The organism is Pseudarthrobacter phenanthrenivorans, assembly GCF_000813845.1.
GTDB classification, from domain to species: Bacteria; Actinomycetota; Actinomycetes; order Actinomycetales; family Micrococcaceae; genus Arthrobacter; species Arthrobacter phenanthrenivorans_B.
Genome location: NZ_JWTB01000019.1, coordinates 202,981 through 220,280, shown reverse-complemented (window position 1 = coordinate 220,280; position 17,300 = coordinate 202,981). Strand labels below are relative to the sequence as shown.

The 17,300-nt window shown below is 67.5% G+C and carries 15 protein-coding genes; 8 read left to right on the top strand and 7 right to left on the bottom strand.

All coding sequences use genetic code 11. The annotated features are described in order from the left end of the window. On the top strand, positions 1 to 1,029 hold the full coding sequence (locus RM50_RS10755) for a LacI family DNA-binding transcriptional regulator (RefSeq protein ID WP_430929404.1): 1,029 nt from the start codon (positions 1 to 3) through the stop codon (positions 1,027 to 1,029). 15 nt (positions 1,030 to 1,044) lie between these two features. Here RM50_RS10755 and RM50_RS10750 read toward each other — a convergent pair whose 3' ends face one another. The 5 genes from RM50_RS10750 to acs all read right to left on the bottom strand — a co-directional run bounded on the left by RM50_RS10750 (position 1,045) and on the right by acs (position 7,411). After that, the gene (locus tag RM50_RS10750) at positions 1,045 to 1,833 is read right to left on the bottom strand and encodes a DeoR/GlpR family DNA-binding transcription regulator (RefSeq protein ID WP_043452458.1); all 789 of its coding nucleotides are present in this window, start codon (positions 1,831 to 1,833) and stop codon (positions 1,045 to 1,047) included. Between the two features lie 58 nt (positions 1,834 to 1,891). Next, entirely contained in the window at positions 1,892 to 2,806 is a 915-nt protein-coding gene (locus RM50_RS10745; protein ID WP_043452457.1) for a carbohydrate ABC transporter permease, read from the bottom strand. Beyond that, the gene (locus RM50_RS10740; protein ID WP_043452456.1) at positions 2,803 to 3,768 is read right to left on the bottom strand and encodes a carbohydrate ABC transporter permease; all 966 of its coding nucleotides are present in this window, start codon (positions 3,766 to 3,768) and stop codon (positions 2,803 to 2,805) included. The genes RM50_RS10745 and RM50_RS10740 overlap by 4 nt, the downstream gene beginning before the upstream one ends. A 105-nt stretch (positions 3,769 to 3,873) precedes the next feature. Then, positions 3,874 to 5,115 (bottom strand): ABC transporter substrate-binding protein, encoded by a 1,242-nt coding sequence (locus tag RM50_RS10735; RefSeq protein ID WP_240471940.1) that lies wholly within the window; start codon positions 5,113 to 5,115, stop codon positions 3,874 to 3,876. 274 nt (positions 5,116 to 5,389) lie between these two features. Beyond that, on the bottom strand, positions 5,390 to 7,411 hold the full coding sequence (gene acs / locus RM50_RS10730) for an acetate--CoA ligase (RefSeq protein WP_043452455.1): 2,022 nt from the start codon (positions 7,409 to 7,411) through the stop codon (positions 5,390 to 5,392). 407 nt (positions 7,412 to 7,818) lie between these two features. Between acs and RM50_RS10725 the strand changes: the two genes are divergently transcribed. Genes RM50_RS10725 through RM50_RS10715 form a run of 3 tightly spaced genes read left to right on the top strand, consistent with a single transcriptional unit; the run spans position 7,819 to position 10,755 of the window. Further along, positions 7,819 to 9,243 carry a hypothetical protein gene (locus RM50_RS10725; RefSeq protein ID WP_043452454.1) on the top strand — a complete coding sequence of 475 codons (1,425 nt, stop codon included), beginning with the start codon at positions 7,819 to 7,821 and terminating at the stop codon, positions 9,241 to 9,243. 43 nt (positions 9,244 to 9,286) lie between these two features. Further along, a complete protein-coding gene (gene nth / locus RM50_RS10720) occupies positions 9,287 to 10,081 on the top strand; it encodes an endonuclease III (RefSeq protein ID WP_043452453.1) in 795 nt (264 codons plus the stop codon). Then, positions 10,078 to 10,755 carry an NUDIX hydrolase gene (locus RM50_RS10715; protein WP_043452452.1) on the top strand — a complete coding sequence of 226 codons (678 nt, stop codon included), beginning with the start codon at positions 10,078 to 10,080 and terminating at the stop codon, positions 10,753 to 10,755. Before nth ends, RM50_RS10715 begins: the two co-directional genes overlap by 4 nt. 2 nt (positions 10,756 to 10,757) lie before the next feature. On the opposite strand, the gene RM50_RS10710 is transcribed toward RM50_RS10715, so the two are convergent. Together RM50_RS10710 and RM50_RS10705 are read right to left on the bottom strand one after the other, a co-directional pair. Beyond that, positions 10,758 to 10,949, bottom strand: coding sequence for a YegP family protein (locus RM50_RS10710; RefSeq protein ID WP_043452451.1), 192 nt, complete (start codon positions 10,947 to 10,949; stop codon positions 10,758 to 10,760). Positions 10,950 to 11,119: 170 nt separating this feature from the next. Beyond that, positions 11,120 to 12,847: a bifunctional 3'-5' exonuclease/DNA polymerase gene (locus RM50_RS10705; protein ID WP_043452450.1), complete on the bottom strand. Its 1,728-nt coding sequence runs from the start codon at positions 12,845 to 12,847 to the stop codon at positions 11,120 to 11,122. 512 nt (positions 12,848 to 13,359) lie between these two features. Here RM50_RS10705 and ssd point away from each other — a divergent pair. Genes ssd through RM50_RS10685 form a run of 4 tightly spaced genes read left to right on the top strand, consistent with a single transcriptional unit; the run spans position 13,360 to position 17,100 of the window. Further along, positions 13,360 to 14,400 carry a septum site-determining protein Ssd gene (ssd, locus tag RM50_RS10700; RefSeq protein ID WP_043452527.1) on the top strand — a complete coding sequence of 347 codons (1,041 nt, stop codon included), beginning with the start codon at positions 13,360 to 13,362 and terminating at the stop codon, positions 14,398 to 14,400. Then, a complete protein-coding gene (locus tag RM50_RS10695) occupies positions 14,397 to 15,701 on the top strand; it encodes a TadA family conjugal transfer-associated ATPase (RefSeq protein ID WP_156133861.1) in 1,305 nt (434 codons plus the stop codon). The genes ssd and RM50_RS10695 overlap by 4 nt, the downstream gene beginning before the upstream one ends. Beyond that, positions 15,698 to 16,498, top strand: coding sequence for a type II secretion system F family protein (locus tag RM50_RS10690; protein WP_043452448.1), 801 nt, complete (start codon positions 15,698 to 15,700; stop codon positions 16,496 to 16,498). Before RM50_RS10695 ends, RM50_RS10690 begins: the two co-directional genes overlap by 4 nt. Beyond that, positions 16,495 to 17,100: a type II secretion system F family protein gene (locus tag RM50_RS10685; RefSeq protein ID WP_043452447.1), complete on the top strand. Its 606-nt coding sequence runs from the start codon at positions 16,495 to 16,497 to the stop codon at positions 17,098 to 17,100. The genes RM50_RS10690 and RM50_RS10685 overlap by 4 nt, the downstream gene beginning before the upstream one ends. The last annotated feature ends 200 nt before the right edge of the window (positions 17,101 to 17,300 follow it).

Sequence of the window (17,300 nt, the reverse complement as noted above, 5' to 3'; positions counted from 1 at the left end):
ATGTATTCCATGACCACCTCGGCTGTGCCGGCGCCGCGCGGCCCCGTGACCCGCAAGGACGTGGCGCGGTATGCCGGCGTCAGCACCGCCGTCGTGAGTTACGTGGTCAATGGCGGCCCCAAGAAGGTGGCGCCAGCCACCGAAGCTAAGGTCCAGGACGCCATCCGTGTGCTGGGGTACCGGCCCAATGCTGCAGCCCGCGCGCTGAAACTGGGGTCCAGCGAGACCCTGGGGCTCATTGTCCCGGACATCTCCAACCCATTCTTCTCGCTCTTTTCGCACGCCGTGGAAGACGCCGCGGCGACCCTGGGCTACGCCCTGGTACTCAGCAACTCGGACGGCAACCTTGCCAAGGAGCGGCGGAACATCCGCAACCTGGCCGCCCGGCAGGTGGACGGGGTGCTGCTGGCCAGCGTTCTCTTCGAGCCGGACCTGGAGGCGCTGGAAACGGCAGACATCCCGTCCGTGCTGCTGAACCAGGAGCGCGATGCCCCCGGGTTCAACAGCATCGGCGTGGACCTGGCGTCCGGGGCGCGGATGGCGGTGGAACATCTCATCGGACACGGGCACAAGAACATCGGCCTGGCGATGGGCACCAACGTGTCCGGTTCCACCGATGGCCGCGAAGTAGGCTGGCGTGAGGCGCTGCAGCAGGCGGGCCTGCCCGAGGGGCCCATCGCCTACAGCGCATTCACCCGGCCCGGAGGCTACACGGCAGGGCAGCGGCTGCTGGCATCGGTGAACAGGCCAACCGCGATCTTCGCAACATCCGACATGCAGGGCATCGGACTCCTGCGGGCGATCCATGAAGCAGGGCTGTCCGTGCCGGGTGACATGGCCGTTGCCTCCTTTGACGGCTCGGCGGATTCCGAATACTCCTGGCCGCCGCTGACAACGGTGGAGCAGCCGGTGGTCGCGATGGCCGAGGCCGCCGTTGCGGCATTGGTCGGCGCCGGGAGGGGGGAAAAGCCCCGGCACCGGATCTTTTCCACCAAGCTGCACATCAGGCAGTCCTGCGGTTGCCCGTAGCGCCCGGGGATTCCGTCAGACGGGTTGGGCAATCCGCAGCCGGCTGACGCTCTCCTCCAGGGTGCGCCGCGCATCGGCGCTCAGTCCCGCGTCGCTGATGACCTCGTCCGCTTCCTCGAGCGCGGCGATGGTGCTCATGCCCTGCGTTCCCCACTTGGTGTGGTCGGCCACCACCACCAGCTTGCGGGATGCCGCCACGAAGGCGCGGTCCGTCTCGGCTTCCAGCAGGTTTGGGGTGGTGAAGCCCGCATCCCTGTCCATGCCGTGCACGCCCAGGAACAGCAGGTCCAGGTGCAGCTGCTTCAGCGCCGCCGTCGCGATTGGCCCCACCAGCGCGTCCGACGGCGTGCGCTCGCCGCCGATCAGGATCACCGTGGAGCCAAAGGTGGTCCCGGACGGGGCGGCCGGGTGGAAAAGATCGGCAATCCGCACGGAGTTGGTCACCACGGTGATCCGCGGTCCCCGTGCCAGCTCCTGGGCCAGCGCCCACGTGGTGGTTCCCGCGCTGAGTCCCACTGCCATGCCCTCATGGACCATTCCAGCGGCTTCAACGGCGATGGCCCGCTTCTCGGCGGGCAACTGGGTGGATTTGAGTTCAAAACCGGGCTCATGCGTGGTGGCTCCGCCGGGCAGCTTGGCACCGCCGTGGATCCGCTCCACCTGGCCGCTCTCCTCGAGGAGCTCGATATCCCGCCGGACGGTCATGAGGGAGACGCCCAGCTGCTGGGCAAGGTCGGACACGCGGACGACCCGTTCCCGCTGGACTGTGTCCACGATGGCCTGGTGTCGAGCGGCGGGGAGCATGCTGTTCCTTTCGGGCGGCGTCTGGGGGAGCTGGCTCCCGGTCACACTCCATCTTTACCTACCCCTTGCTCGAACCCAGTGTCAGGCCCGCAACAAACTGCCGCTGCAGGAGCAGGTAGATGACCAGGGTGGGGATGACGGTGATGACTGCCCCCGCGGCCAGGAGGTTGTAGTTGCTCAGGAACTGTCCCTGCAGGTTGTTGATTGCCGTGGTGATCGGCAGCCGGTTGCCGCTCTGGATGAAGAGGAGCGGCCAGAAGTAGTCGTTGTAGATGAAGATGACCTCGAGCGTGGCCAGTGCGGCGAACGCGGGCCGGCACAACGGCAGGATGATCTCGCGGTACTGCCGCCAGATGCCCGCACCGTCCACCAGCGCAGCCTCGGTCAGGTCGGCGGAGAGCGCCTTCATGTAGTTGGACAGGACGAAGGTGCAGAACCCCATTTGGAATGCGATGTGGATGGCTATCACGACGATGTACGTGTTCAGCAGGTTGCCGGAGTCGCTGAACGAATACGGCACCTCCAGGTGCTTGGCCATCTCGAAAAGGGGCGCTGCCAGGACCTGCGGGGGCAGGAGGTTGCCGGCCGTGAACATGATCAGCAGCGTGATATTGAATTTCCAGTTCACCCGGCTCACGGCGAACGCCATCAGGGAGGCAAGGAACAGCGTCACCAGGACTGCGGGGACCGTGATGATGACCGAGTTCCAGAAATACGTGGCGAATCCGCCCTGCGTCCAGGCCTGGACGAAGTTGTCGAAGTTGAAATCCCCGGCCACGCTGAAGTAGCCATGCTCGTTGGTGGAGGCCACCGGCCGGAGCGCGGTGTAGAGGGCCCAGCCCAGCGGAACCAGCCACATGACAGCCATGGCCACCAGGAAGATGTGTGTTCCGTAATGGCGCTTGGGCCGGCTGCCTGAGCGGGACTGGCTGGTGGTGTCGTTCCCGGCGGCGCGGGCAGCGGCAATGCTCATGCTTGGTTCTCCTTGCCGAAGGTGCGGCTGAGGTAGAAGACGATGGGAACAAGCGAGATGACCAGCAGGACCACTGCCAGGGCGGATCCGACGCCGATCACCTGGCCCTCGCCCACCAGGTTCTGGATCACCAGGGCGCTGAGCATTTCCAGGCCGTTGGTGCCGCGGTTGATGACGTAGACGACGTCGAAGGCGCGGAGGGACTCGATGATGGTGATCACCACGATGACGATGTTGATGGGGCGCATGGCCGGGAAGACCACCCGGAAGAAGGTCTGCACGGCATTGGCGCCGTCGATCGCCGCGGCTTCCTTGAGGCTCGGATCGACGCCCTTCAGGCCGGCCAAGTAGAGCAGCATGACGTAGCCGGCATGGCGCCAGGTGGCCGCGATCATGGCGGCCCAGATGTTGATTGACGAGTCGCCGAACCAATCAACGGCCCGCGGTGTGCCGGCGGTGCCCAGGAGGAAATTCAGGAGCCCGTTGTCCCGCTGGTAGAACAACTGCCAGATAATGCCGATCAGGGCCAGGGACAGCATGACGGGGGCGAAGAAGATGCTTTGGTAGATCTTGCTGCCGCGGATGTTCTGGTCCAGAAGCACGGCCAGCAACAGGCCCAGCGGCGTTGCAATCAGGGCCAGGAACAGGAGCCACAGCATGTTGTGCTGGACTGCGGGCCAGAACGGCGGGTAGTCCTGGGAAATGAACTGGTAGTTTTCCGTCCCTGCCGGACGGATGTCCGCCAGGTCCAGCCCGTTCCAGCGGGTGAAGCTGAGTCCCACGGACATCAGCGTGGGCAGCCAGACGAGGGCCAGTTCGATCAGGGTGGGGATGCCCACCATCAGGGACAGGACCAGCTTGTCCCGGCCGGACAAACGGCGGACGCGGCCTCCTTTGGCGCCCCGGGGGCCGGCGGGTTCCCGCGCTTCCGGCGGAATCAGTTCTTGTGCGGTGCTGCTCATGGAAATCTTTCCCTTGCTGGGGCCTGGTGCAGGTGGGAGGACAACGGCGGAAAGTTTCCTGCCGCCGTCGTCCTTCCTTTGACGGGACTACTGCGCTGTGTTCAGTTACTGCGCTGCGTAAAGGGTCTTGGCCTGCGCCTCAAGGTTCTTGACATCAACGCTGCCGTCCTTGATGAAGCTCTGCAGGGCAGGGATCATCACGTTGTTGGCCATGGCCGGCAATGCGTCGCGGTCAAAGAACTGGCTGATGTACTTGGCATTCTTGATGGTGTCCGCGCACTTCTTGTTGAGCGGCGTGAACTTCGAGGTGTCCGCACCCTTGGCGGTCGCGATGTTCGAGTTGTCCACCTTGGCGTAGGCGTCCTGGGCCTCGGGGGTGCCGAGGAACGCCAGGAAGTCGCGGGCGGCCTTGTTCTCACCGCCCTTTTTCGAGAGCAGCAGGCCGTCGATGGGTGCCTCGACCGCGTCCCGGCCTTCCATCGCGATTTCCGGGAAGGCGAAGAAATCGATGTCGTCCAGTACCGCGGGATCGGTGAACTGCTGCGTGACGAAGGAACCCAGGAGGTACATGCCGGTCTTCTTCGCTTCCAGGGCCTTGGCGGCGTCCTGCCAGGTCTGGCCGAGCGCTGCGGGATCCTGGAACGGAAGGAGCGCCTTCCACGTATCGAAAACGTTGCTGACCTTTTGCTGGTCCCAGGATTCCTTGTGTGCACAGAGGTCCACGTGGAACTGGTAGCCGTTCAGCCGCATGTTGATGTAGTCGAAGGTACCCATCGCCGGCCAGCCGTCCTTGTCGGCGAAGCCAATGGGGATGATGCCGTCGGCCTTCATCTTCGTGGCCAGGGACTTCAGTGCGTCGAAGGTTTCCGGGACCTGGTAGCCCTTTTCCGCCCACAGGCTCTTCCGGTAGAAGAACCCCCACGGGTAGTTGTAGTTGGGAACGAAATACATCTTGCCGTCCGGCCCGGTGGAGGCTTTCTTCAGCGCGTCGGAGAAGTTGCCGCCGATGGTCTGCCAGACGTCATCAATGGGGGCAAGCAGCCCCTTGCCGGCGTAGTACTGCATGCGGTAGCCGGCAAACCAGGTGAAGGCGTCGTCCGGTGAACCCTGCAGGTACGAATTGATCTTGTTCTGGAAATCGTTGTGGGGCACAACGTTGGTGGTGACTTTCTTGCCGGTCTTTGCCGTGAAAGCGTCTGCGACGGCCTGGTACGCACGCTTGGGAACGTCGTCCGAAGCGCCCGAGCCGAATGTCAGGCCGGATGATTCCGTGCCTGTTGCCGACGGGGCGCTGCCGCCCGTACAAGCTGCCAGGAACGGGATGCCGGCGAGGCCGGCTGCCCCCACGCCAACTGTTTTGAGGATGGTCCGCCTGCTTGGAAATGCGTTGGCCGACGCATCGGGCCTTGTCGCCATGTTCTCTCCCTTGAAAAATAGCCGCGTGTGAGGCACCTCACATAGCTCGACTATAACCGTGCAAAACCGAACATGGAAGAACGTTAAATAACAATTTTGGCAACGCCGCTGATTGAATCGTCACAAAGAAAAAACGGCCCTGCTTCCCCGGATTGGCGGGGAAACAGGGCCGTCCGGCCCTTGCGGAGCTGATGCTAAGCCAGTGTTACTTTCTGAGCGACTGGGCAATCTGCTGCATGATCGTCGGATCGGAGAGGGTGGTGGCGTCGCCCGGGTCGCGTCCTTCTGCGACGTCCTTGAGGAGGCGGCGCATGATCTTGCCGGACCGGGTCTTGGGCAGCTCGGGCACCACCAGGATGTTCTTGGGCTTGGCGATGGGGCCGATTTCCTTGCCCACGTGGTTGCGCAGTTCCTGGACGGTTTCGTCGCCGTTGTTGGCGGCGTCGCCGCGGAGGATGACGAACGCGACGACGGCCTGGCCGGTGGTCTCGTCCGTGGCACCCACGACGGCGGCCTCCGCCACGGCGGGGTGGCTGACCAGGGCGGATTCGATCTCGGTGGTGGAGAGCCGGTGCCCGGAGACGTTCATGACGTCATCCACCCGGCCCAGCAGCCAGATGTCGCCGTCCTCGTCCTTCTTGGCCCCGTCCCCGGCGAAGTACATGTTCTCGAAGCGCGACCAGTAGGTGTCCTTGAACCGCTCGGGATCGCCCCAGATGCCGCGCAGCATGGACGGCCAGGGCTCGCGGATGACCAGGAAACCGCCGTGTCCATTGGGGACCGATTCGCCCATTTCGTCCACCACGTCCACGGCGATGCCGGGCAGCGGGACCTGGGCGGAGCCGGGCTTCGTTGCGGTGACCCCGGGCAGCGGGGCGATCATCTGGGCGCCGGTTTCGGTCTGCCACCAGGTGTCCACGATGGGGGTCTTGTCGCCGCCGATAACCTTCCGGTACCACATCCACGCTTCGGGGTTGATGGGTTCACCCACCGAGCCGAGCACCCGCAGCGAGGAGAGGTCGTACTTCGCCGGGATGTCCGCCCCCCACTTCATGAAGGTGCGGATGGCGGTGGGGGCGGTGTAGAGGATGGAGACCTTGTACTTCTCCACGATCTCCCACCAGCGGCCCTGGTGCGGAGAATCCGGGGTGCCTTCGTACATGACCTGTGTGGCGCCGTTGATGAGCGGGGCGTAGGTGACGTAGGAGTGGCCGGTGACCCAGCCGACGTCGGCCGTGCACCAGTACACGTCCGTTTCCGGATGCAGGTCGAAGACCGCCCGGTGCGTGTAGGCAGTCTGGGTGAGGTAGCCGCCGGTGGTGTGCAGGATCCCCTTGGGCTTCCCGGTGGTGCCGGAGGTGTACAGGATGTAGAGCGGGTGCTCGGAATCGTGGCCCACCGCGGTGTGCTCGGCGGATGCCTTCTCCACGGTGTCGGCCCACCAGTGGTCGCGCCCCTCCTGCCAGTCAACGTCCTGGCCATTGCGCTTGACCACCACCACGTTCTGCACCGTGTGGGCGTCTCCATCTCCCTTGTGCGCCAGCGCTTCGTCGACGGCCGGCTTCAGGGGGCTTGGCTTGCCGCGGCGGTAGGTGCCGTCGGCGGTGACCACCAGCTTGGCCTCCGCATCATCGATGCGGGAACGCAGGGCTTCGGCGGAGAAGCCGCCGAACACCACGGAGTGGACGGCCCCGATCCGCGCACAGGCCAGCATGGTGATGACGGCTTCAGGGATCATGGGCAGGTATACCGCCACCCGGTCACCGTTGGCCACCCCCAGGGACTCGAAGGCATTGGCTGCCTTCTTCACTTCTTCGGTCAGCTGCGCGTACGTGTAGGTGCGCGTGTCACCCGGCTCGCCCTCGAAGTAGATGGCCACGCGGTCGCCGTTACCGGCCTCCACGTGCCGGTCCAGCGCGTTGTAGGCCGCGTTGACCTCCCCGCCAACGAACCACTTGGCGAACGGCGGATCAGACCAGTCCAGCGCCTGCGTAAAGTCCTTGGACCACGTCAGCAGTTCCCGCGACTTCCTGGCCCAGAACGCCGGACGGTCCGCGGCAGCGTCTTCATACTCCCCAGCGGTCACGACGGCGTTCGCTGCGAATTCCGGAGTGGGCGGGAACGCCCGGGTCTCATTGAGCAGGTTCTCAAAGGCGTCGCCCTGGTGGCCTTGCCGGCCGGATCCGGCCGGAACGGTGGCAGTGGAGCTGGGAGTGTCCTGGGACATGTGAACCTCATCATTCATCGATCTTTGCCGCGCGGCATGCCGTCCCCTCGGGCCTGCCGTACTCACGGCGCCGGCTCCAGCCGGGAGCGGACATACCGCAAAGAGCTGTTCCGGAATCAAGCCTAATGCTTGCCGGCCGTCCGCTGTGCGGCGCGTCACATGCACACCCGTAAGCGGCATTTTTTAAGCGGTGAATGGCGTTCCCGCTGCCCGCAGGGCGGCCGGTAAGGCCCGTGCCAGCTAGTGATCAGCCTGGCTGTTGACTAGGCTGAGATGGAATTGTGACTTCACTTCGGACCCCTCCGGACCGGCACGGACAGTGCCTTGCCGGGCCCGGACCGCATGTCAAGACGGCACAGTTTTCGGGTCCGCACCGGGCCCGGTGCCGCCACGCTAAGGAGAGCAGAATGAACCAGCAGAGCTTCGGCCAGCGAACGGGCCCGGACACCGGGACCGGCCACGCAGGCTTCGGATCCGCCCCCGGCGGATCAGGGACCGCGCCCGCCGGCAACGCCGCCAAGGGACAGGCTGCAGGCCAGAAGGCTGCCTCCGGGAAGATCGACCCCAACGCCAACCAGGCGGTCCTCGGCCCGTTCACGGTGCGGGACTTGGCCGTCTTTGGCGGAACACTCATCCTGTTTGTCGCGTCCCTGCTGCCCCTCTTCGGCACCCGGTACAACCTGTGGAACCTGAACAACCTGTTCTTCCTGGGGCTGGGCATCATCCTGCCGGTCATCGCCAGCGCGCTCTTCGCCGCGCGCCGCCTTGCCCCGGCGACCCGGCTCCGGGTGGGTTCGCTCTCGATCGACCAGTTCGCCTCCGTGGTGGCTTCCTTCGCCGTCGCCTTCTTCTTCCTCTCGGTCGCCGGAGGGTACGTCACCAGCCTGCTGGTGGGCCTGATCGGCTCGCTCATTCTGTTCGCCGCCACCGTGCTGGGCCGTTTCCTCCCGTATCTGTCCGGCGATTTCAGGGACCGGCCGGAGGCGCCCGCACATATTGTGGCCAGGGACGCTGCCGTCCCGGCGCGGAAGCCCCGTGCCCCCAAAGCAGCCAAGCCCGAATCCGGTCCCAGCCCGTCCAAGACCGGCGGCAAGGCAGGTGGCCTGTTTGGCGGCGCGGGTGCCGGGTCTTCGGCCGTCCAGCCAGGCTCTGCTGCCCAGCCGGGTTCCTCCGCTGTCCAGCCGGGTGCCGGAAGCACCGGCCCCAGCCCTGAACCCGTCCGTTCCGCCCAGGTTCCCGCCACCGCAGCCGTCCCCGTGGCCATGCCCGGGGCTGCCGCCGCAGCGCCCAGCGCCCCGGCCGCCGAAGCTGGCCCTTCAGCGGGCACCCCTGCCGCCGAAGCAGGCCCGGCCGCGGGCGCCCCCGGCTCCACGCCGGTGGCAACCGCCCCCGAAGTTTCCGACCGTACCCCTGATGTGGATGCCGGCCCGCCCACCCAGGCGGCCGACGTCGTCCGTCCCGCCTCGTCGCCTGAAGCGGAGGAGACCCGGCACGGCGAGGCTCCCGCTGCCCAGGCCCCGCAGGCCGCTTGGGAACCGCCGGCCGCCACCGCCGTGCATCAGCAGGTCCAGGCGGAGCAGCCCATTGGAGCGACCGTGGACCCGGCCGGCCGGCACGACGATACCGATGGGCAGCCAATCCATGAAGCCTTCTGGTTCGCGGTGGCACAGCACCGCACCGCGTTCGACCCCCGTACCGGGGCCCCGGCATTCGTGATTGAACCCGGCGGGTGGGTGCTGGCCCTGGAGGACCGTGGCCAGGAATTCCTGGTCCAGCACACCGACGGACGGCTGGGCGTCCTGCGCGACCTCAGCAACATCGAGCGCGGCTGACGCCGTGGCCGGGCCCCGCACCAAGACCGGCCAGGCCGCAGGAATGCCCGCGGTCTCGTCCGAATCCGTCCTGGCACTGAAGCGGCGGGCGCGGCGCATCCACAAAGCCCTGGCCGAAAAGTATCCCTACGCGCACGCGGAACTGGATTTCCGCAACCCGTTCGAGCTGCTCGTGGCCACGGTCCTGTCCGCCCAGACCACCGACGTCACCGTCAACCAGGTCACAAAAGTGCTGTTCGCGCGCTGGCCCGACGCGAAATCCCTTGCCGAGGCGGACGCCACGGAGCTTGAGGCCATCCTCAAGCCCACGGGATTTTTCCGGGCAAAGGCGCGGAATGTCCTGACGCTGTGCGGACGGCTGGTGGATGACTTTGACGGCGAAGTCCCGGGGCGGATGGAGGACCTGGTCACGCTGCCCGGCGTGGGCCGCAAGACCGCCAACGTGGTGCTGGCCAATGCCTTTGGCATCCCCGGCATCTCCGTGGACACCCATTTCGCCCGGCTGGCCAAGCGCTTCGGGTGGACCCAGTCCGAGGACCCGGTGCACATCGAACAGGACGTGGCGGAGCTGTTCGAACGGCGGGACTGGACCATGCTGTCCCACCGCGTGATCTTCCACGGCCGGCGCGTCTGCCATGCCAGGAAGCCCGCCTGCGGCGCGTGCCCGGTGGCCACCTGGTGTCCCAGCTATGGGCTGGGCGAGACGGACCCCGTCAAGGCCGCCAAGCTGCTGAAGTATGAACTCGCGCCCGGCAACGAGGCACTGCTGGAACAATACCTGGCGGAACAGCACCGGGCCGCGGAGATCCGGATGGCGTCCCAGAAGAGAACCCCGTGAGCGCGCGGGACGATTTGGCGGAGCTGGTCCGCCGGGCGGAATCCGGAACGCCAGGGCCGGCCGATCCGCGCTGGGCCGCACTGACCGTGGATGCCGCGCGCGCCCGCAGGGCAGCGGTCCTGATGCTTTTCGGCGTCCTGGACGATGTCCCGGCCGAATCGGGCAAGCCGCTGGCGCCCGCGGACCTGGACGTCCTGCTCCTGGAACGCGCCCACACCCTGGGGTCCCATCCGGGCCAGGTGGCGTTTCCCGGCGGGAGTATCGACAGGGGCGAGACACCCGTTGCTGCCGCCCTCCGGGAAGCCGAGGAGGAGACCGGACTGGATTCCGGCGGTGTGGAGGTACTGGGCACGCTGCAGGAACTCGGGCTGGCGCACAGCAACTTCCTGGTGACGCCGGTGCTCGGATGGTGGCAATCGCCGTCGCCGGTCCGGGTGGTTGACTACGCCGAATCGGCCCAGGTGTTCCGTGTCCCCGTCCGGGATCTGCTGGACCCGGACAACCGCGTGATGGCCACCGTCCACCGTGCGGGCCGCACCTTCGACAGCCCTGCCTTTACCGTCAACGGCGTGGTGGTGTGGGGGTTCACCGGGATTGTCCTGAGCGGCCTCTTCGACCAGCTCGGCTGGTCCGTTCCGTGGGACCGGAACCGGCTGCACCCCATGGGGGTTTAGGCCTACGCCTGCTGCTGGCGCAGATCCACCACGATTCCGGTGGCGGCATTTTCACGCATGGCCTTGATGCCGTCGCGGAGCAGGTTCAGGGACTTGAATGTTGGCGAGACCGCAACGATGTTGCCCTCCGCGTCGGTGAGCCGCAACCGGTACGACTCGTCGCCTGCACGGTGTATTTCAAATCTTCCCGCCATGGACGGGGACCTCCCTGGTATGCGGCGTTGCATCAGCGTATGGACCGGTCTGCATCAGTCGCCGCTTCGACTGTAACGTCCGTCACCGTGCCCGCATAGCTACCGCCGGGTAGATTACTTGGCGTTCCGCAATGGGCTCCGGAAGACCCGGAAACAGCCTGTGAGGACTCCTATTTGGCGAGGTCATAGGAGTCCACAACCGCCAGGCTGACCGGGAACTCCACGGGAATTGGCCCGAACAGCAGTTCCTTCGCAGCGCGGGCCGATTCCTCGATCGCTTTGATGCAGCCCTCCACACCTTCCGAAGGCGCATGCACCATGACTTCGTCGTGCAGGAAGAAGACGAGCTCACCGCCGGATCCTCCGCCGGTGCCGGCCGTCCGCAAGGCGCGCAGCCGCCGTCGTAATTCCGCCAGCCAGCACGCCGCCCAGTCCGCGGCCGAGCCCTGGACCACGAAGTTCCGAGTGAACCGCCCCCGGGACCGGGCAATGGACTCTGCCCTTCGCTGCTCCTCTGCAGTGGATGAGCGCTGGCTCAGGTACCAGTGCTCCGAGGGCGGCGGGCTGCTGCGGCCAAGCCTGGTGGTCACCGTCCCGCCGGCCTCACCCGCCCGGGCTGCCCGCTCCACGAAGTCGACGGCGCGCGGATAAGTCCGCGCCAGCTGCGGCATCAGCCTGCCCGCCTCGCCCGACGTCGCACCGTACATGGCGCCCAGCAGGGCCATCTTCGCCTTGGCCCGGTCGCCGCCAAAGCCCTTTGCGGCGATGCCGGCATACAGGTCCTGGTCCCGTGCCGCCTCCGCCATGATGGAGTCCTGCGCCAGCGCCACCAGGACCCGGGGTTCAAGCTGCGAGGCGTCGGCGACAATGAGCTTATGGCCCGGGTCAGCGTGCACCGCGCCCCGGACCTGCCGGGGGATCTGCAGGGCCCCTCCGCCCCGGGACGCCCACCGTCCCGAGACAACACCGCCCACCACATACTCCGGGCGGAACCTGCCGCCCGACACCCAGGCATCCAGCCAGGCCCAGCCGTTGGCCGTGTGCAGGCGCGAAAGCTTCTTGTATTCCAGCAGCGGCTCGATGGCGGGGTGGCTGGACTCGCGCAGTTCCCACTTCCGGGTGCTCTTCACCTCGATCCCGTTGCGGTGCAGCGCCCGCATCAGGTCCTGCGGCGAGTCCGGGTTGAGGCCGGGGGAGTTGAGCAGGCCACGGAGTTCCGCGGCAAGCGCCTCCAGCCTGGCTGGGCGCCGGCCGGCGGGCGGCCGGGGCCCGAGGTGATCCACCAGGATCTGTTCGTGCAGGTCCTCCCGCCAAGGGACGCCCGCGTGCTGCATTTCGGCGGCCACCATCGCGGCCGCGGACTCGGCCGCCAGCAGCAACTGGAGGCGGTTCCGGCGGTTTTCCGCTGTGTCCACCTCACGCAGCGCGCCCTGCTGTTCCGCATATTCTGCGCGGAGCTCTTCAAGCGTCCACCCGGATACCTGCCCGGTACCGGGGTCATCAAACAGCGCCCCCTGGTCCGCCGGCGGACGCGGAGGCAGCAGTCCCTTCGGCGGGAGGAGGGGATCCTCCACCGGGACCCTGTCGGTGTTCCGGGCGTACGCGGTATGGGCACTGAACTGGGAGAACGCCAGGATGTTGCCGCACAGGGCCACGTCGTAGCAGCGCTCCACCTCCACTCCCGAGGCGAGCAGTGCGGGGTACCAGTCCTGGGTCCGGTGCCAGATCCAGCGGGGCGGCTGGCCTCCGGGGCGCCGGGCTTCGAGTTCACGGACGACGGCGGGGAGGTCGCCGGGTGCCACGAGGCGGGGTTCGGGGTTGGCCGGATGTGCCTGGCCCGCCTGCAGGATTTCCTGGAGCGCGACGCCGCGGGGATGGGCGGCGAGCAGCAGGTACATGTTCTTATTGTGCCCTGCCGGTGCGGGCCGCCTGGGCCACACCGGCAGGTGCAGCCCGTACGGGTGAGCTTGGGCCGGCGAGGTTGGGGGGCGCGCCTGGGCCAGGGAGGTCGGCAGGTGCGCTTAAGCCGGCAATGTTGCGCCCGACCGGGCGGGACCGGCCATGTCCGGGAGTGCGCGGACACCGGTTGTCCACATAGGGGTTTTGCTCCCTTACCCGCATTGTGGCATCACGGCAGAGTGACTGCATGAGCAGGCACCAACTCGATCCGTCCCTTCCCCGGCCCGGCGAAACCACAAGGTCATCCAGCCGGCCCTCCGGTCTGGGGCCACCGGCGCATGCGGATCCCTTGCCCCTCGGCGGGGCCCACGATGCTGCCCCGGCGGGAGTCCCATGGCTGCCGGAGAGCTCCGGCCCGGATACATCGGCAACGGGTCATTCGGTGCCGGTCGTTAGGGACGTGGACCACTGGGCCCGGGACCATGAGGCGCCGGACCCTTCCGGGGAAGTGCTGCTGGTCACCGCCTCCGTCGTTCTCCGCACCGAGGTGGAGCGCATCGTGGCCGCAGCCGGGGCAGGCCTGCGTGTCGTCTCCGACGCAGTGGATGGCGGGCGTTACTGGGACGCCGCTTCCGCTGTCCTGGTGGGCAGTGATGTCCGCGAGCTGCCGCCACGGCGGCGCACACCGGCAGTCATGGTGGGCCTCGACGGAGAGGGGGACAGCCTCTGGCATCTGGCGGCCGCACTGGGTGCAGAACGGGTCGCCGTGCTTCCCGACGCCGCGGCGTGGCTTGCCGACCACCTCAGCCGGTCGCGGTCTCCCGGACCTGGCGGGCTTGTCCTTGGCATCACCGGCGGCTGCGGCGGCGCGGGCGCCACCACGGCGGCCATCTGGATTGCCCAGGCCGCCGCAGGCCTGGGTGCCCGGGTCCTGCTGGTTGACGGCGACCCCTGGGGCGGAGGCGTGGAACTGGCGCTCGCCGCCGAGGAAACCCCGGGACTGCGCTGGCCGGACCTGGCCGAGGCCCGGGGAAGCATCGACCCACTTCAGCTCGCGGATTCCCTCCCCGTGGCAGGAGGCTTCTCCTTCCTGTCATGGCCTGCCACCCGGGAGCAGGCTGGCCCGGTCCCTGCTGCCGCCACCACGGGGGTGCTGGACGCCGCCCGCCGCGGCTACGAACTGGTGGTGGTCGACGTCGGCCGCGGCGCCGGCCCGCTTCACACGACGGCATGGGACTGCGACCGGATCATGATGGTGGTGCCGGCGCAGTTGAAGGCGGCCGTCGCGGCATTGAGGCTGCTGCAAGAGCTTCCACCGGTGGAGGCCGCCCTGCTGGTGCGCGGACGGCCCGGAGCAGCACTGGATGCTTCCCTGATCGCCGACGCCATTGGACTCCCGGTGCAAGGGCGCATTCCCGAGCTGCGCGGCGTCCCGGCAGCCATGGAAACCGGCAGGCTGCTTGACCTTGGCAAGCGGCGTACCATCCGGCAGTTCGGAGCCTCCGTGTTTGATTGGCTTGGCGCGGACCTGCACGCCGGGGAAACGGCATGAACAGGACTTCTGCCGGTCCGTCGGTTCCCGCCAGCGAACCGGGCCGGGCCACCCCAACTGAAGCCTTGGGCGCCCGTCGGAGGGCCCGAATCCTCGCGACGGACCAGGCCGGCAGCCAGCCGCGAAGCAGGGACTTGGCCCATGGCCGCAGGACCGTCGATGCCGGGCTGCTGGAATCAGTCCGCCAATCGATGATGGCGGAGGCCGGAACTGTAACTCCTTCGCGGGTGGCGGCAGCCGTCCAGGCCAGCGGAAGGTTGCTGGGGACCGCCGGGTCGCTGGCCGCCGTGGAAAGGATCAGCGCCGAGCTTAACGGGCTTGGACCGCTGCAGGTCCTGACCCGGAACCCCGCCGTTACAGACATCTTCGTCAATGCACCCGACTCCGTATGGGTGGACCAAGGCCGGGGCATCGAACGCGTCCCGGTCCAGTTCGACAACGAATCACAGCTGCGGGCGCTGGCCTGCCGACTCGTGGCTGCAGGCGGCCGGCGCCTCGATGACGGTTCACCTTGCGTCGACGTCCGGCTTACCGGCGGCTACCGTGTCCACGCCGTGTTGCCGCCGGTTTCCACCTCAGGAACCCTGCTGAGCGTCCGGATCCGCAGGGAAAGGGTCTTCAGCATGGCGGAGTTGGGCTCGGGCGGCATGTTCAGTCCCGGCGTGCAGGGCGTGCTGGAGAAAATTATCGAAAAGAAACTGAGCTTCCTGATCAGCGGCGCCACTGGCTCAGGGAAGACAACCCTGCTGTCCACCCTGCTGGGCCTGTGCGCAGCCGGGGAGCGGCTGGTCCTGATTGAAGACGCAGCAGAATTGAACCCCGTGCATCCGCACGTGGTGGCCCTCGAATCACGGCACGGGAACCTCGAGGGCGGCGGCGAGGTGGACCTGGGGGAACTCGTCCGGCAGGCGCTGCGAATGCGTCCCGACCGCTTGGTGGTGGGTGAATGCCGTGGCGCTGAAGTGCGCGAACTCCTCACCGCCATGAATACCGGACACAGCGGCGGCGGAGGCACCATCCACGCAAACACAGCCGCCGCGGTGCCCGCCAGGCTTAACGCCCTGGGCGCGCTGGCAGGCTTGGGCCCCGACGCCGTGCGGCTCCAGGCGTCCAGCGCCCTCGATGCCGTTATCCATGTCGGCCGGACTGCCCTGGGCAGGAAGGTTCTATGCGTTGGCCTTATGGCAGACGATGCCGAGGGGCTCACCGTGGTTCCGGCCATTGAAGAATCGGGGGCGCCCGGTCCGGCGTGGCCGGCCTTGGCTGCCCGGCTGGGGATGGACGCCGGAGGAATCCTGTGACGCTCCTCCTCAGTTTGGTTCTCTCCGGCGCGGCCCTCCTCCTGCTCAAACCGCCGCTGAACGCGGCATCCCGGCTGCGGGCGGCCACGACAGGAAGAAGGCGGGGAGCGCCAGGTGCCGTGCGCGGCCGGATATTGCCACCGATGCGGCGAGCCGGGAGGACGGCAAGGACGCAGGGAACAAACCTGACCCTGGTGGTGCAGCAGTTGGCGGCATTGCTCAGGGGCGGAAGGACGCCCGGGCGGCTGTGGGACGAGCTCTGGACGGTTTATGGCGCCGACCCCGGTGGCGGGCAGGAGCCCCAGGAGGAACATCCGTCAAGGAAGGCGCTGTCACAAGGTTCAACTGCGGTACTGGGCTCCGCCCGTGCAGCTGCGGCAACAGGTGCTCCCGTCTCGGCGGCAATCCGGCGGGCCGTAGCTTCCGCCTTCCCGCAAAGGGACAGGGAAGCCAGGATCTGGTCACAGCTCGCCGCCTGCTTCGACATCGCTGAAGCCAGCGGATGTCCGCTTGCCGACGTGCTCACCAGGTTCGCGGCGCAGCTGGAAGCGGAGGACGACGCGGATGCGGCGCGGCAAACTGCCCTTGCCGGGCCCAAGGCAACAGTGCGGCTCCTGACCTGGCTTCCTCTGATGGGGCTCGGGCTTGGCGCTGCCCTGGGCGTCGACCCGCTGGCCACCCTGCTGGGGACACCCATCGGAATGGCAGCCTTGCTTGCAGGCGTGGTGCTCACCGCCGCCGGGAGGGCCTGGTCCGCGCGGCTGGTGGGGGCAGCCGCGGGGTCAGGAGCGGCATGACGCCGTTCTGGCCTTCCGGAATAGCACTGTTCCTGCTCTTGGCGGCCGGTGCCTGTCTGGTTTGCCGGGGGCAGGACGCCTCGCGCCGGCGGTTGCGCCACCTGGCCGGTGGAACGCCGCTGGGGAGGCAGGCAGCAACCGAGGGGCCCGCGACAGAAACCGGCAGCGGCCTGAAAGACACCGCCATGATGCTCGAACTGGTGGCGGCGATGCTTGATGCCGGAGCCAGCATCGCCCGCTCCCTGGAACTGCTGGCTGCCTCCGCCTCGCCCCGGTACAGGGATGCCCTGCGGCCCGTGGTGTCGGCGCTGGCCATCGGGGCCGACTGGCATACGGCCTGGCGCAGCTCCGCCGTACGCCTCCCGGAGGTCCTGGAGCTTCGTGAGGCGCTGGGCTTCGCCGCGCTCACGGGCGCGCCTTCGTCCGCGATCCTCTACGCCCAGGCCGCACGGCTTCGCCGGGAACGGTTCCGCGCAGCCGAGAAACGGGCCGCATCCCTCGGGGTGAAACTGGTGGTGCCGCTGGGTCTGTGCTCGCTTCCCGCCTTTATCTGCCTTGGCGTCGTCCCGGTGCTGCTCGCCCTGGTGCCGTCCGGGTCCTAGCATTCCAGGCCGCTCCGCGGCGTTCCTGGGATGTGCTCCATCTTCGTGGGCCGGCAATCCCGCGACCGCCGTGCATCAACTCCTCCACAGCGGGGGAACGACCACACTTTTCCACTTAGCGCACCGCCTCCCTTACCGGTCATGTCACGGCGCGGAAGAGTCAAGACAGCCGGGAACGCTCCCGGCGAACAATCGAAAGG

Coding starts and splice junctions, on each gene's coding strand:
- RM50_RS10750 (WP_043452458.1), bottom strand. CDS start 1,833: ATGCTCCCCGCCGCTCGACACCAGGCCATCGTGGACACAGTCCAGCGG.
- nth (WP_043452453.1), top strand. CDS start 9,287: ATGCCCGCGGTCTCGTCCGAATCCGTCCTGGCACTGAAGCGGCGGGCG.
- RM50_RS10740 (WP_043452456.1), bottom strand. CDS start 3,768: ATGAGCAGCACCGCACAAGAACTGATTCCGCCGGAAGCGCGGGAACCC.
- RM50_RS10685 (WP_043452447.1), top strand. CDS start 16,495: ATGACGCCGTTCTGGCCTTCCGGAATAGCACTGTTCCTGCTCTTGGCG.
- RM50_RS10695 (WP_156133861.1), top strand. CDS start 14,397: ATGAACAGGACTTCTGCCGGTCCGTCGGTTCCCGCCAGCGAACCGGGC.
- acs (WP_043452455.1), bottom strand. CDS start 7,411: ATGTCCCAGGACACTCCCAGCTCCACTGCCACCGTTCCGGCCGGATCC.
- RM50_RS10725 (WP_043452454.1), top strand. CDS start 7,819: ATGAACCAGCAGAGCTTCGGCCAGCGAACGGGCCCGGACACCGGGACC.
- RM50_RS10705 (WP_043452450.1), bottom strand. CDS start 12,847: ATGTACCTGCTGCTCGCCGCCCATCCCCGCGGCGTCGCGCTCCAGGAA.
- RM50_RS10755 (WP_430929404.1), top strand. CDS start 1: ATGTATTCCATGACCACCTCGGCTGTGCCGGCGCCGCGCGGCCCCGTG.
- RM50_RS10710 (WP_043452451.1), bottom strand. CDS start 10,949: ATGGCGGGAAGATTTGAAATACACCGTGCAGGCGACGAGTCGTACCGG.
- RM50_RS10745 (WP_043452457.1), bottom strand. CDS start 2,806: ATGAGCATTGCCGCTGCCCGCGCCGCCGGGAACGACACCACCAGCCAG.